A 13,615-nucleotide genomic window follows, 5' to 3' on the forward strand; every position below is an offset into this window, starting at 1 on the left:
TTTATTTCATTTTGGCAAAAAAGCTACGTAACGCCCAGCCGCGTTCTTGCCGTTTTTTATATTTGGGTAGCGAACGGTAAATGGCGGTGGATTCGTCGAAAGCACGTTTAGCATCCTCAGTTCTGCCCAGTGCTTTGTACATGGAGCCGGCTAAATAATAGGCTTCACTAGAGGAAGATTGAATCTCTTGAAATTGAGTAACGTAATGCAACGCTTTATCGTGATTTGTATGGCGAAAGGTTTCCGCTAACCGAAGATATGGCTGACCATATTGGGCTTTTCGGTTGATTTCTAGACCTCGAAGCATCTGATCTTCGCCTTCTTCCAAAGCGCCCAGCTTAAGATTCACATGACCCAGCTCCACCCAATATTCTGCAGATTGTTCGTAACGGTCTTCGATCTGCAGCAGGATATCCTTGGCTTCCTTGTATTTTTTACGTTCTGACAGATTCCGGGCTAAATCAAATTTTGCAGAAACATCATTTGGATTCAAAGATACTGTTGTGCGCAGCTTGGAGATTTGCCGCACCCGTTTGAAGGGCTTTGTTATACTAGGGAAGATTCCCACGTATCGCCGATCTAAGAAATACAAGATAACAAGCAGGATGAATAAAGCCAGAAAAGGGTTGCCCACTAATCTGAAAAGCATCATAATACCTATAAATTTAAGCATGATTTCCCTCCATGATCATTTGGTTCCGGTATTGCGGTTGAATAAGAGCAGATCTAAGGCAGCGTAATTATATCATAATTCAAACCAATCTGAATCCCGGGATTTAAGATAAACTACAACTTTTGTCAGCTTTATAGCGTCTTAGTGTAATAGAAATAATAATTACAATAATATCATAAGAAGGGAAAATCAAGATGCACTTATTTTCAAGGAAGCTAAGGCTGTTTAGTTTGTTGGTTTGTTCAAGTCTGGTGACTGGATTGTTTATCCCTCAAGTTATAAGTGCAGCTCCATCCCCTGGGAAGTTGGGTGGGATTAAGGAGATTGTTGCTTCACCTGGCTTTTGGGGTGGAAGCTCTTTTGCTAAGGGTGAGAATAGTAAGTATGCAGTCCTGAAGGATGGGACAGCTGTGGCTTGGGGAACAAATAGGTTTGGTCAACTCGGAATTAGCGCGGTTGATTCACGTCCTTTTACTATATCTCCTATTTTAAAGCCTGTTACTGTAATTGTAGATGGTCAAAAAATGGATTCCGCACAGTCTGCTATTTTTATGGATGGAAGTGTAAAAGTACCGATTAGGGATGTAGCAGAAAGTCTGGGATATACCCTGTCTTTGGAGGGGGAACTGACGTTGACGAAAGCTGGGAAGAAAATTTCATTACCGTCAGCAGAATCCATTAAAGTAAGCTACACTTCTCTAGTGCCAGCAGCGGCTTTGGCCAAAGCTACAGGTCTATTTGCGGAGTGGAATAGTACGCTGTACCAATTAACATTACAAACAAAAAGATGACTTTCATTTAACACATATATTAATATTCTGAGGTACAATAAGTGAATTAATCTCAATTTCACCATAATAACCAGTCTGGAGTGATAGGAATGGCTTTTACAATATGTGTGTTTGCCGGATCGAATCCAGGTCTTAACTCTGAATATACGGAAATGGCTAGGGAATTAGGTTATCATATAGCGGCACAAGGCTGTAGGTTGGTCTATGGAGGTTCGCGGAATGGCCTTATGGGACAGGTTGCGGACGGGGTACTCGCTAATGGTGGCGAAGCTGTAGGAATTATGCCAGTGGATCTTTTTCAAGATGAAATCAGACACTCCGGATTGACGAATCTGATTGAGGTCTCTAGTATGCATGAACGTAAGGCGGTAATGAGCGGTATGGCGGATGCTTTTATTGCTTTGCCGGGAGGTCTTGGAACCTTCGATGAGCTATTTGAAATTCTGTGCTGGATGCAGATTGGTATTCATCAGAAGCCTATAGGGCTGCTGAATGTTCGAGGTTATTTTAATCCACTGCAAGCCTTGATCTCCCATAGTGTGGCTGAAGGTTTTGCACCAAAAACTGCACTTCAAATGCTGCATATGAACTCAGAACCCGAATATCTGCTTGAACTGATGAGAGGGCGAGTGGATCATAATAATGATGAGAAGGGGAAAGCAAGGTTCCCGTCTCAGCGCTAGAGCAATAAGAAATATGAACAACCTCCAGCTATTTTTATATGGCTTGGAGGTTTTTTGACATTAGAAGAGATAAAACTGTTTAAACTTTGGAGAAGCTGGGTAAATAAGCCGTAAGTAACCAAGCAGAAATGCAAATTTCAGGAACATCACGGAAGGAGGTTGAAATCCAATGAATGTGATCGTACATAATCTTATGGCTTACAATCATCAGTTTTTTAGACCTCAGCCCGTGGTCAATCCCAAGCAAGGAAAAGCAGACAAGAAGAGAATGAGTTTCCAGGAAGTTCTGAATGAGAAAATGAAAGCGTACAGCACCTACAACAAAAATTAAAGATGAAAGCTATACCCTATGTCTGTTAAAGAAAGCCGGAACGCGATGATCCTAGAGATCATTGCATTCCGGCTTTCTTTAGGGTCTAACCTCAAAAAATTCGCAGCTCTTGCGTGAGTAGTAAGTCAGATCACTAACTCTAGATTGAATAACAACATCGAAATCAGTGAAGCGGACAACGGTTGCTCCTGAATTTACTAAATGATCGTCCTGAAATACACGAACAGGTAATTTGCGGTCAACGGCTTCTTGGAAATCGCTGTCGCTTAGCAGCGGGCGGTTAATGGGCATGGGAAAAAACTCCTTTGATCATGTAATGAAGTAAGAAATAAAAATAGTATACCTGCGGAAGCACAAGAAATCCAATTTAAGATGAAGTACAAGTATTCTGTGAGGAACATATTTGGACGAAATTTTATATTCCCTCCTTAGACATAACATAGATATGAATGGTTTCGTAATTATTTCCACCATAAATCGGAAGTTTACCTCCTCAAAAAAAGAATTTAAACCCTGTACACTAATTCTTGTAAGAGAAACCTTTGAAAGGGGTACAGGGGAATGAATAAAGTAAAACACTTGGCGCTATCGTTAGTCGCTATCATGCTCGTAGGTTCACTGGCAGCATGCGGAGGCAACAACGCCGAGAACAACAACACATCAAACAAAAATACAGGTAACAACGCAGCAAGCACAAGTGAACCTACTAAGGATGAGGGAACAGAACCGGCTGAGAAAATCGAACTTTCTTTCTGGACACTGGGTAACGTGAACTACGAGGATTTAGCGAAGGAGTACACTAAGGAACATCCAAACATTACGATCAAAGTGCAAAATACCGGTGACCAAACCGCTCACCATAATAATTTGACCACTGCTTTGTCGGCTGGATCGGGTGCGCCTGATATTTTCCAACTTGAAATCGGTTTCATGGAACGTTTCATCAACGCTCAGGACAAGTTCTATAACCTGAATGATCTGGGTGCCAAAGATATTCAAGCCAACTATCTGGATTGGAAATGGAAACAAGCTTCTTCCGTAGATGGCAGCTTCCAGCTAGGTCTTCCAACAGATATCGGCCCAACGGTTGTATATTACCGCACAGATTTGGCTGAAGAAGCTGGGCTGCCAAGTGATTCAGAAGGATTCGGCGCTGCTATTGATACTTGGGATAAGTTCGCAGCTGTTGCCAAAGCTTTTAAAGATAAAACAGGCAAACCATTTGTAGACCTTACGGATCTTACCTTTAATGCTTTGCGTGACCAATCTGCCGATGAAATCTATTTCAGCAAAGCTGATGGCAGCTTTATCGGAGATACCAATCCGCAAGTCAAAAAAGCTTATGATTTCACGGTTAAAGGTATTCAAGAAGGCTGGATCAGCAATGTTATGCTCTGGTCTCCTGAATGGGGTCAAGGCATGAACGACGGTTCATTTGCAGTAGTTATGGGACCAGCTTGGATGGCGGGAAATGTTAAGAGTAATGCTCCAGACTCCTCTGGCAAATGGAAAATTGCTCAGCTCCCTGAAGGTGCTGGTAACTGGGGTGGCTCGTTCCTGACGCTGCCAAAAGAAGGCAAACACTCGAAAGAAGCTTATGACTTTATCGCATGGATGGATAACAAGGAAAACCAACTGGAATCTTTCAAAACCAAAGGCCTTATGCCTTCCATTCCTGCCCTGTATGAAGATCCTGCATTCGTAGATTTCAAAGATGATTTCTTCGGTGGACAACAAACCGCTGTAGAATTCGGTAAAGCAGCAAACCGGGTAAAACCTGTATACTACGGTCCGCTTCATGACCAAACCGATACTTTCTTCAAAAACGCCTTGAAAAATGTGTTGGAGAAAAAAGCAGATCCGACCAAAGAATGGAACGAAGCAGTAAAACAAGCGAAAACATTGGCTGAACGCAGCTAAGATTTCAAGCTTATGAAATTCAATTTCTAGAAGGTCCGGATTCATAGAGTGAAACATTCTCTGTGAATTCGGATTTACACGTTAGATTACCTGGAGGTGTGACATGGCACAACCTGTTATTTCAAGTCCGCATGCCGAGAGCAAGCGCCGCTTTTTAACTGAACAAAGAAGGAGCCGCATCACTGCTTACACTTTTATTTCGCCCTTTTTTATTCTGTTCTCGATATTTGGACTATATCCGATCTTCTTCACGATCTATCTCTCGTTCTTTAAATGGGATGCCCTGAATCCTATGAAATTTGTAGGGTGGAAAAACTACGATCTGGTCACAAGTGATCCGACCTTTTGGATTTCTTTTAGCAACACGTTAATTATGGGGCTTATGGGTACTGTTCCACAGATATTACTAGCTCTATTGATTGCTGTTTTGTTGAATTCGGCGATGACTCGCTTTAAGAAGACGTTCCGGGTTTTATTTTTTATGCCTAATATTACGTCTATCGTTGCGGTTACGCTCGTGTTCAGTACACTGTTTGGCAACAACGGAATGATCAACTGGATTCTAAACGGCTTGGGACTGGATAGTATGGCCTTCAACTCTGGCTGGTGGGGCGTTAAAATCGCCATTTCTACGATGGTTATGTGGCGCTGGACGGGGTATAATGCCATTATTTTTCTATCAGGCTTGCAAAGTATCCCTACGGATCTATATGAAGCGGCACGTATTGACGGTGCGAACAGAAGACAACAGCTAACCTTTATAACGTTACCGCTATTGAAGCCATTCATTGTATTTGTTACCTTGCTTTCAACTATAGGTGCCTTGCAGCTGTTCACTGAGCCTTATGTATTTTTGGGCCAAGCGGGAACTGGATCTACACGTCAGGAAGGAATCACTATGGTTACTTATTTGTATAGCGAAGCATTCCGCAACGGATTTTTTGGTACGGCAGCAGCTACGGCAGTCTTGCTGTTCCTGGTCACGATTATTTTCTCTGTCCTCAATATGCTGGTCTCAAATCGCATGGGTGGAGATACGGGAGGGGGTAAAGCGTGAGTACGCTGCGTGTATTTAAAAAAGATCCGGATGATCTAGGGATCATCGGCAAGTTAGGATTTTATCTGCTGCTGATTGTTGGTGCGCTCGTGTCCATCTTTCCTTTTTATTGGATGTTTGTAGTTGGCACTAATGACAGAGGCGCAGTATTCCATGTGCCACCTTTGCTTACGGTTGGAGACCAGTTTTTTGAGAATTTCCAGCGGGTACTGGACAAAACAGACTTCTTTCAAGCCTTGGGCAACTCTTTATTTGTCTCATCTATGGTTACAATATCAGTCGTGTTTTTCTGTACACTGGCAGGTTATGCCTTTGCCAAATATGAATTTCCGTTTAAAAATTTTCTGTTCTACTTTGTAATTGCTACATTATTTGTGCCACAGCAGCTTGGTGTATTACCTACTTACGTAATTATGGCCAAGCTCCACTGGATAGACTCTTTCAAGGCACTTATTGTTCCGGCGATGGTTAATGCCTTCGGGATCTTCTGGATGCGGCAGTATATCACTACAGCTGTACATACGGAATTGATTGAAGCAGGTCGGATCGATGGCGGCGGACATTTCCGGATCTTCTGGAACATCGCTATCCCGGTCATTACTCCAGCTATGGCTACACTAGGTATACTGAATTTTATGACCGTTTGGAATGACTTCTTCTGGCCTTTAGTGGTACTGAAGAATCAAGAGCATTTCACAATTCAGATTGCGCTCCAGCAGCTGTTCTCCAATCGCGATGGTCTAGACTACGGAATGATCATGTCAGCAACATTTACGGCAACCTTGCCACTGCTGATTGTATTCCTGTTATTTAGCCGCTGGGTGATTGCTGGACTTACTTCAGGAGCTATTAAGAGCTGATCTTACTTTTTGATCTTTACAGGGAATAGGCGGTTTTGTGAAGAATACTAGAGGACAGAGACAGCAGGGGGAAGGGGAATATCATGAAACTCCGCCGTAAAATCTTGTTCGCTATTATTCTTCTCGTCTTTATTCCGGTTATTCTGATGGGGATCGTCACTTACGTTAATTTTTCTAATGCAATGGAGAAAAAATCAAGCAACTTCTACTGGATTTCACTGCTTGAAACGGATCGAAAGCTTAAATTCGCGCTTAGTGAAATCACCTCGATCACGAATTCAAAAATTACGCAGCCGGTTGTTCAGCAATCACTGAAGCAGAAGAACTTTGTAATCACTTATGATCGAAAGCAGGAGCTTAGCAGTTATCTCATTGATCATCCTATGATTACTTCATTTAGTTTTTATAGTAAAGATCGTTTAATTTATCAATACAATGCATCGATGTCTTTTGAGGACTTGAAGAGACAAAGCTGGTTTGACGCGATGGAAGGCGCCGAAGGGCGGCCCGTGTGGTCAGGACCGGGAGAAAATGGCTCGGAGATCTCCGGCAATCCGGTACTTGTACAAGCAAGAGTAATCAAAGATTCATATTCTCTCGAAGATATCGGATATCTGGTTGTTAATGTAAAACCTGATTTATTGGATCAGATTTTCTGGGAAGCAGCAACCCTCAAGAAGGGGGATATTTTGCTGGTCAACAAGCTAGGCAATATCGTTTTTAATAAATCCGGTGAACATATTGGACAACGCACAGAGTTCCCCTTTTTACAGAATGATTATGCTAAGGAACATGACTATTACATCGACAACTATCAGGGGGAAAAATCACTCATAACCTTCCTACCTTCTCATAATGCAGCCTGGTATTTAGTAGCCATTACACCTATGAATCTCATCTCGTCAGAATCTGTATCCATCCGGAATATTGCGATTATTTTAAGTACAGTTTCGCTGTTGTCCGCCATTTTGTTCGACCGCTATTTCGTACGGAGGCTCGTTCATAGTATTAATAGTGCGGTTAACGGGATGAAGCGGGTGAAGCAAGGGATATTTACGCCGATCACTACACCCTATCGTGCTGATGATGAAAGTGATTTGCTGATTGATGGCTTTAATCGGATGAGCACGCAGATCAATGAGCTGCTTGTGCAGGTGGAGACTGAGCAGGGACGTAAGAAGGAAGCAGAAATGCAAGCGCTAATGGCGCAGATTAACCCTCATTTTATTTATAATTCACTCGAATCGATTAATTCGATGGCAGTACTGCAAGGCAATAAAGATATTAGCAAAATGGTCATCTCACTCGGCAAGCTGCTGCGAATCAGCATCAGTCAGAATCAGGAGCTGATTCCGCTGCATATGGAGTTCGAGCATGTCCGTCATTATTTGGATATCCAGAAGTTTCGTTTTGAAGATAAATTCTCTTATATTATAGATCTTTCGGATGGTCTTAGGACGTTCATGACACAAAAGCTGATCGTTCAGCCGATTGTTGAGAATGCGCTGTATCATGCGATTGAGCAGATGGAGGACCCAGGGATCATTGAGATTACGGCCTATGAAATGGGCATGGATATGATGATTATCGTAAAAGATAACGGCCCCGGCTTTGACCTTGCCAAGATGATGAGTCTTTGGGATAACGAGGGAAGTGCTCAGAAGAAATACAGTGATAGCGGCGTGGGGCTTAAAAATGTGCATGAACGCTTGAATATTCGATTCGGCAGTCCATACGGCATACTAGTGTGTTCATCCCCCGGCTTTGGTTCAACCATCCGAATCCGAATACCAAAAATACTGCCGTAATCGACCATACGAAAAGAAAGGGGGAGAATGTTATCAAAAAATGGTTATTGAAATGGGGCTGGATGTGGTTATATCTAGTGCTGATTTCGGGTGCGGTTTTATTTATAACTTTAGGAAAGCAAGAACCCATTGAAGATGATTCACCAGAGAAAATCACATTAACTTTCCGTCATTTCTGGATAAAAGAGCATGATCGGCCACTGTTGACTATTTATGAAGATATCGTGGACAAATACCAGTTAGAGCATCCAAATGTGAAAGTTAACTTTGAAGGTTTAGACCAGACGTTGCACCGTGACCAAAAGCTGAAGAACGAGATGGTTACTGGCACCCCGCCAGATATGTTTGTTTTGTTCGGTGGAGCGGAGATTGAGCCATATGTACGCTCTAAGCGTCTGATTGATCTGACGGATTTCGTCCGGGAGAATGCACTAACCAATCAATTCAAGGATCTGGATCTCTGGACCTTTGACAACCATATTTATGGCTTGCCCATTGAAGGGAATGCTGAACCTTTATATTTTAATAAAACCATCTTCGAAAAGCTGGGTTTGAAGCCGCCAGAAACGCTGCAAGAGCTTGATGCTGCCATACTAAAGCTGAAGTCGGCAGGGTATATTCCATTTGCACTTGGCAACGAAGATCGTTGGCCCGCAGGAATTTTTGCACATTATTTAATGGATCGTTATGCCGGCGCCGACTTGATCGAGAAGCTGATCACTGGTGAAGATCAAGCCAGCTTTCAGAATGAGGCGTATTTAAAGGCTTTTCAGCACTTGGAGCAATGGATCAAAGAAGGTGCCTTCAGCACGAAATCGAATGCATTATCCACAGAAAATGCGGTGGGATTATTTACGAGCGGCAAGGCTGCGATGTATCTGAACGGAAACTGGGATATCAATTTATTTGCAGGAACAGCAGCTCCTACGGATTTTCAAAATGAGGTAGGTGTTATTCCGTTTCCCACATTGAAGAAGGGGGAACAACCTTCGATTGCCGGCGGTTATACATTTGGCATCGGCCTTTCCTCCGAACTAAGCGGAGCGAAGCGGGAGGCTGCGCTCGATCTCATGAAAGCTTTTTACACCCAGGAGGTTCAGACTCGGATTGTATATGAAGGGTTGAGAATTCCGTCTATGCGCATCGCCTTTGATCCTGAGAAGACAGGACCCGTATTCGCGCAAGTCATGAATATGATGGAAGTTAACCGCAAGAGCTTTGTCCCTTATGATAATGTATTGTCACCAGAAGTGAAAAAAACGTTCCTGAGTGTTATAGAACAGATGATTAACGGAGAAATGTCTGCTGAGCAAGCGTTAAAGCAAGTGCAGGCATCCTCCATTCAATACTGGAATTTGATCCAAAGCTCAAGTGTACAATGATCCTGGAGGTGCAGGGAATGGATGAGTTACAAGAGAAATATAAAGTAATAATCGTGGATGATGAGCCGATTATTCTTCGTAGCTTAAAAGCAGCCATTCCATGGAATGATCTTCAGATGGAGATTGTGGGAGAGGCCCGAAATGGAGAATTAGCTCTCCGCTTGATAGAAGACACTTCACCACATATCGTGATTAGTGATATTCGCATGCCCGTAATTGACGGGATTACGTTGATGAAGGAAGTATTGTCTAAAAACCCGAAGCTGGTGTTTATTTTTATAAGCGGGTACGGAGAGTTCGAATATGCAAGAGAAGCATTACGTCAAGGTGCTTTTGATTATTTATTGAAGCCGATCGATCATGATGAACTGGTTGAAATGCTAAACCGCGCCAGAACCAAGCTGGATGAACAGAAGCAAAATGATCAGCTGATTCATTCTGTACAGATGCTGTCATTGCTTGCACGTGAACGTCTGTTTGCAGAAATCACTTTGGGAAATGCAAGGCCGCTTGAGCATCTGAAATGGCTGGAGAACAGTGAACTGGAGAGCGGATATTTCATGGCTGTTGTCCAGTTAGATGACTACACCACACTGAGCAGTCAATGGAGTGTAGAAGAAAAACGGCTATGGCTGTTTGCAATCCGCAATATTGTGGAAGAATGGTCACTGGAGCATGGCGTGCTGACGGTTTTCCCGTTTCATAATGGAGAGTGGATACTACTGTTCCCTGGATCTTTAAGCGCCAGCAGGAGAGAACTTGGTGAACATTTGATAGCGGGAATCAAGAGATACTCCAAGCAGTCTTGTTCCGTAGGCATCAGCCGCACCACACAAGGCATTGATCAATTAAGTACGGTTTACCCTCTGGCCGCGAAGGCCTTATATCAACGGTTCTATTCGGGGCTTGCCGGGGTCTTTATTGATGAAGAGATATCGTTCCCAAGCAGTAAAGAGGTGAAATACCCAAAAGAGCTGGAAACCGCGCTGATTGAAAGTATACGTACCTTAAATAGAGACCGGATGTGGTCTTTATTTGATGAGCTTGCTTTATTTATTGAGTCACAAGCTGTTCCTAAGGATATGGCTGAACGTCTTCTTGTTGAATTGATCGTTGTGTTATACAGAAATTATGAGTATTTGAATATAAATTCAGATTGGTCCTTGCATGGATTACTTAGCAAGATGCACAATCTCGGCACTTTAAATGAAGTGATCTCTGCTCTGAAAGAAGAGTTTGGTGTGCGATTGGAGCAAGGGAACAAGCCTGTGAACCGCGAGGATACGCGTAGCGCCATCGAGAAAGCGAAACGTTATATTGAGAGTAATTACCATAAAGATTTAAGTATTGAGGAAGTAGCGGAGCTGGCTGATCTCAGCATCAGTCATTTCTGCACTTTATATAAGCAAATAACAGGCTATACCTTTTTGGAGTATGTTACACACTGCCGGATGGAGCGGGCGAAGTATATTTTGCAGAGCAGCAACGTAAAAGTGTATCAGATAGCTCCTCTTGTCGGTTATCAGGACCCGCGTTATTTTACACAGGTTTTTAAAAAGGCTAGTGGTCAAACACCAACAGAATACCGAGAAGAGCATACTAAGCAGATCCATTAACGAGGAGGTAGGGGATGGAATTTCATTTGGAGATGATTGTTAAGTGTTTAACGAACCACAAGCTGCAGAAATATTGGAAAGGGTTCGAGGCTGTTTCTTTTGCATTTTATAATAAGGATAACGTGTATCTGTACAATCATCCCAAATTCAAAACGGTAGGATATCATCCACATTTGCTTCCTTGGAGTAATGAATTCTCAGGAGATACCATCATTTTATATGAGGATCACCCTACAGCCATCGTTAATCTGGAATTACATGAAGAATTCGAAGACTTGTACGCCATTTGTGTACACGAATTATTTCACGGTTATCAATTCCTGATGGGAGATGAACGTTATGCAGATGAATTATTGATGATTACCTACCCTTTATCCCTCGAAAATATGGAATTGCGGATTCAAGAAAGACATCATTTATATCTTAGTGTAATGGCAGCTACTATTGAAGAGCGTAATCACGCAATGTACAGATTTATTGCCATCCGTCAACAAAGAGAACAACTGCTCGGGGAGTACGTGCTAAATGAATATCTTATTGAAACGCTGGAAGGACCCGCATGGTATGTTGAATTAAATGCCTATGCCGAAAAATCCACCCTACCTAATGAGGAAGTATTGCACAAATTCAGTTCGTATTTAATAGATGAACTTGAATCTTCGGCTAATATCAGAAGAAGCTGCTACGGTTCTGGTCTGTTTATATGTTTGCTGCTGGATGAGCTTCGGACCGATTGGAAAGAAGAGTTTATGAAGTCGGAGTTAAGTTTATATGCGTTTTTTAAGCAATTTGTGGATCAAGTCATCATTCCCTTCGAGGAGATATCCATCAGCAAAGAAACGGAAGATATTATGCAATCGGTCAAAACAATCAGGGAGAAGGAATTCATTGATTTTATCAGCCTTGAAGGGTACCACCTGTATATTGAAGGAGATATAAAATCTACGGGTTTTAATCCTATGGGTATTATTGGTGGAGATGAGAAATGCATTCATAAGAATAATTTACGAATCCAAATCAATGATGCGGAGTATTTTCTGGAAAAGCCAGTGATTAGCTACTATACAGCTGACCTTCGAAATATTAATAAACTGCACCTCGTACTAGATGAACCTCCAACTTTTAATAAAGATTCGTTAATCCTTAATGGAATTGGTGAGATCAAAGGTCAATACGAAGTGAAGGAAGATGGATGTTGGCTGCAATGCTAACGTAATTTAAATGAGAAGGAGAGTATGACATTTGTCATACTCTCTACTTGATGTTTATGACTTATAGGATGACACTTTATCTTCTATACTTAGAGTAGATGAAAAGATCCTTAGCCGGACACATCAAGGAGGAAACGATATAGATGACTACAAAACAGACATCACAGCTCTCCAGCCTTAAAAAGAGTGTAGCCCCTTACGAGAAAAATGACCGCAACGCAAGTATAAGACAGCTCATCAATACTTTAGGACCACTTGTGCTGTTATGGGGCGGAGCTTATTTCTCTTTATCCGTTTCCTATTGGCTCACCCTTCTGTTAGCTATTCCTGCAGCAGGATTTGTAATTCGAACCTTTATTATTTTTCATGATTGCACACATGGATCGTTTTTTAAGAATCGTAAAGCGAATGATATTATCGGAACGATCACAGGTGTACTGACACTGGTTCCTTATCGGCAGTGGAAACATAGTCATTCCATTCACCACGCCAGCTCCAGTAATCTCGATAAAAGAGGGATCGGCGATATTTGGATTATGACGGTCGAGGAATACGCAGCGGCTTCCTTCTGGAAACGTCTATATTACCGGATTTACCGCAATCCCATCGTGATGTTTGGTCTTGGACCGATTGCTGTTTTTATGATTCAGTATCGTTTCAATGTTAAAGGTGCTAGACGCAAAGAGCGGATGAATACCTATTTGACGAATATTTCAATCGCAGCGCTTTATGGCTTGCTAATATGGGCTATTGGCTGGCAGGCATTTCTTATGGTGCAGCTGCCTGTAGCATTTGTATCAGGGTTTCTCGGCATATGGTTGTTCTACGTCCAACATCAGTTTGAAGACTCTTATTTCGAGAATGAATCTGAATGGAGTTATGTGATGGCCGCGGTTGAAGGTAGCTCATATTATAAGCTGCCGAAGGTGCTGCAATGGATTACGGGCAATATCGGCTTCCACCATGTGCATCATTTAAGTCCAAAGGTGCCAAACTATAATTTGGAAAAAGCGCATAACGCGACGCCACCGCTACAAAAAGCAACAACGATTACGATTGGTACCAGCTTGAAGGCCCTTAATTTCCGTCTTTGGGATGAGGAAAATAAACGATTCATTAGCTTCAAAGAGATGAAGTCCATATTAAATAAACCGAAAACTGCAGGCGAGGTCCTGCAAGTTCATAAGCCCAGACTCCAGGGAGAATAATAGCTACATTGTAATCAAATAGCAGCAAAATGGAAGGTTAGAGCCGGAGAACTCATTCGCGCTCTAATCTTTTTT

General features: G+C 42.4%; 13 protein-coding genes. 11 read left to right on the forward strand and 2 right to left on the reverse strand.

Annotated features, from left to right (window positions below; genetic code table 11):
• Nucleotide 1 precedes the first annotated feature (1 nt).
• Nucleotides 2–673 (reverse strand): tetratricopeptide repeat protein, encoded by a 672-nt coding sequence (locus MHB56_RS26650; protein WP_076218208.1) that lies wholly within the window; start codon nucleotides 671–673, stop codon nucleotides 2–4.
• 194 nt (nucleotides 674–867) lie between these two features.
• On the opposite strand from MHB56_RS26650, the gene MHB56_RS26655 reads away from it, so the two are divergent.
• The 3 genes from MHB56_RS26655 to MHB56_RS26665 all read left to right on the forward strand — a co-directional run bounded on the left by MHB56_RS26655 (nucleotide 868) and on the right by MHB56_RS26665 (nucleotide 2,478).
• Nucleotides 868–1,464, forward strand: coding sequence for a stalk domain-containing protein (locus tag MHB56_RS26655; RefSeq protein WP_341144202.1), 597 nt, complete (start codon nucleotides 868–870; stop codon nucleotides 1,462–1,464).
• A gap of 89 nt (nucleotides 1,465–1,553) precedes the next feature.
• A complete protein-coding gene (locus MHB56_RS26660) occupies nucleotides 1,554–2,147 on the forward strand; it encodes an LOG family protein (RefSeq protein WP_076125930.1) in 594 nt (197 codons plus the stop codon).
• A gap of 169 nt (nucleotides 2,148–2,316) precedes the next feature.
• A complete protein-coding gene (locus MHB56_RS26665) occupies nucleotides 2,317–2,478 on the forward strand; it encodes a hypothetical protein (protein WP_172628809.1) in 162 nt (53 codons plus the stop codon).
• A gap of 78 nt (nucleotides 2,479–2,556) precedes the next feature.
• On the opposite strand, the gene MHB56_RS26670 is transcribed toward MHB56_RS26665, so the two are convergent.
• Complete coding sequence (locus MHB56_RS26670; protein WP_076125931.1) at nucleotides 2,557–2,769, reverse strand: hypothetical protein; 213 nt, start codon at nucleotides 2,767–2,769, stop codon at nucleotides 2,557–2,559.
• A 270-nt stretch (nucleotides 2,770–3,039) separates the two neighbouring features.
• Here MHB56_RS26670 and MHB56_RS26675 point away from each other — a divergent pair, with 270 nt between their 5' ends.
• The 8 genes from MHB56_RS26675 to MHB56_RS26710 all read left to right on the forward strand — a co-directional run bounded on the left by MHB56_RS26675 (nucleotide 3,040) and on the right by MHB56_RS26710 (nucleotide 13,540).
• Complete coding sequence (locus MHB56_RS26675; RefSeq protein WP_248548105.1) at nucleotides 3,040–4,398, forward strand: ABC transporter substrate-binding protein; 1,359 nt, start codon at nucleotides 3,040–3,042, stop codon at nucleotides 4,396–4,398.
• 103 nt (nucleotides 4,399–4,501) lie between these two features.
• On the forward strand, nucleotides 4,502–5,455 hold the full coding sequence (locus MHB56_RS26680; RefSeq protein ID WP_036686279.1) for a carbohydrate ABC transporter permease: 954 nt from the start codon (nucleotides 4,502–4,504) through the stop codon (nucleotides 5,453–5,455).
• A complete protein-coding gene (locus MHB56_RS26685; RefSeq protein WP_038570403.1) occupies nucleotides 5,452–6,315 on the forward strand; it encodes a carbohydrate ABC transporter permease in 864 nt (287 codons plus the stop codon). The genes MHB56_RS26680 and MHB56_RS26685 overlap by 4 nt, the downstream gene beginning before the upstream one ends.
• A gap of 83 nt (nucleotides 6,316–6,398) precedes the next feature.
• On the forward strand, nucleotides 6,399–8,123 hold the full coding sequence (locus tag MHB56_RS26690; protein WP_076183461.1) for a cache domain-containing sensor histidine kinase: 1,725 nt from the start codon (nucleotides 6,399–6,401) through the stop codon (nucleotides 8,121–8,123).
• Between the two features lie 62 nt (nucleotides 8,124–8,185).
• A complete protein-coding gene (locus MHB56_RS26695) occupies nucleotides 8,186–9,505 on the forward strand; it encodes an ABC transporter substrate-binding protein (RefSeq protein WP_076183887.1) in 1,320 nt (439 codons plus the stop codon).
• A gap of 17 nt (nucleotides 9,506–9,522) precedes the next feature.
• Entirely contained in the window at nucleotides 9,523–11,121 is a 1,599-nt protein-coding gene (locus tag MHB56_RS26700; protein WP_076183463.1) for a response regulator, read from the forward strand.
• Between the two features lie 14 nt (nucleotides 11,122–11,135).
• Complete coding sequence (locus tag MHB56_RS26705) at nucleotides 11,136–12,332, forward strand: hypothetical protein (RefSeq protein WP_076125937.1); 1,197 nt, start codon at nucleotides 11,136–11,138, stop codon at nucleotides 12,330–12,332.
• Nucleotides 12,333–12,475: 143 nt separating this feature from the next.
• Complete coding sequence (locus MHB56_RS26710; RefSeq protein WP_076125939.1) at nucleotides 12,476–13,540, forward strand: fatty acid desaturase; 1,065 nt, start codon at nucleotides 12,476–12,478, stop codon at nucleotides 13,538–13,540.
• Nucleotides 13,541–13,615 lie beyond the last annotated feature (75 nt).

This window comes from Paenibacillus sp. FSL H8-0315 (assembly GCF_038005365.1).
Lineage (GTDB): Bacteria > Bacillota > Bacilli > Paenibacillales > Paenibacillaceae > Paenibacillus_AQ > Paenibacillus_AQ odorifer.

Coding starts and splice junctions, on each gene's coding strand:
- MHB56_RS26695 (WP_076183887.1), top strand. CDS start 8,186: ATGTGGTTATATCTAGTGCTGATTTCGGGTGCGGTTTTATTTATAACT.
- MHB56_RS26710 (WP_076125939.1), top strand. CDS start 12,476: ATGACTACAAAACAGACATCACAGCTCTCCAGCCTTAAAAAGAGTGTA.
- MHB56_RS26690 (WP_076183461.1), top strand. CDS start 6,399: ATGAAACTCCGCCGTAAAATCTTGTTCGCTATTATTCTTCTCGTCTTT.
- MHB56_RS26675 (WP_248548105.1), top strand. CDS start 3,040: ATGAATAAAGTAAAACACTTGGCGCTATCGTTAGTCGCTATCATGCTC.
- MHB56_RS26660 (WP_076125930.1), top strand. CDS start 1,554: ATGGCTTTTACAATATGTGTGTTTGCCGGATCGAATCCAGGTCTTAAC.
- MHB56_RS26655 (WP_341144202.1), top strand. CDS start 868: ATGCACTTATTTTCAAGGAAGCTAAGGCTGTTTAGTTTGTTGGTTTGT.
- MHB56_RS26680 (WP_036686279.1), top strand. CDS start 4,502: ATGGCACAACCTGTTATTTCAAGTCCGCATGCCGAGAGCAAGCGCCGC.
- MHB56_RS26700 (WP_076183463.1), top strand. CDS start 9,523: ATGGATGAGTTACAAGAGAAATATAAAGTAATAATCGTGGATGATGAG.
- MHB56_RS26705 (WP_076125937.1), top strand. CDS start 11,136: ATGGAATTTCATTTGGAGATGATTGTTAAGTGTTTAACGAACCACAAG.
- MHB56_RS26650 (WP_076218208.1), bottom strand. CDS start 673: ATGCTTAAATTTATAGGTATTATGATGCTTTTCAGATTAGTGGGCAAC.
- MHB56_RS26665 (WP_172628809.1), top strand. CDS start 2,317: ATGAATGTGATCGTACATAATCTTATGGCTTACAATCATCAGTTTTTT.
- MHB56_RS26670 (WP_076125931.1), bottom strand. CDS start 2,769: ATGCCCATTAACCGCCCGCTGCTAAGCGACAGCGATTTCCAAGAAGCC.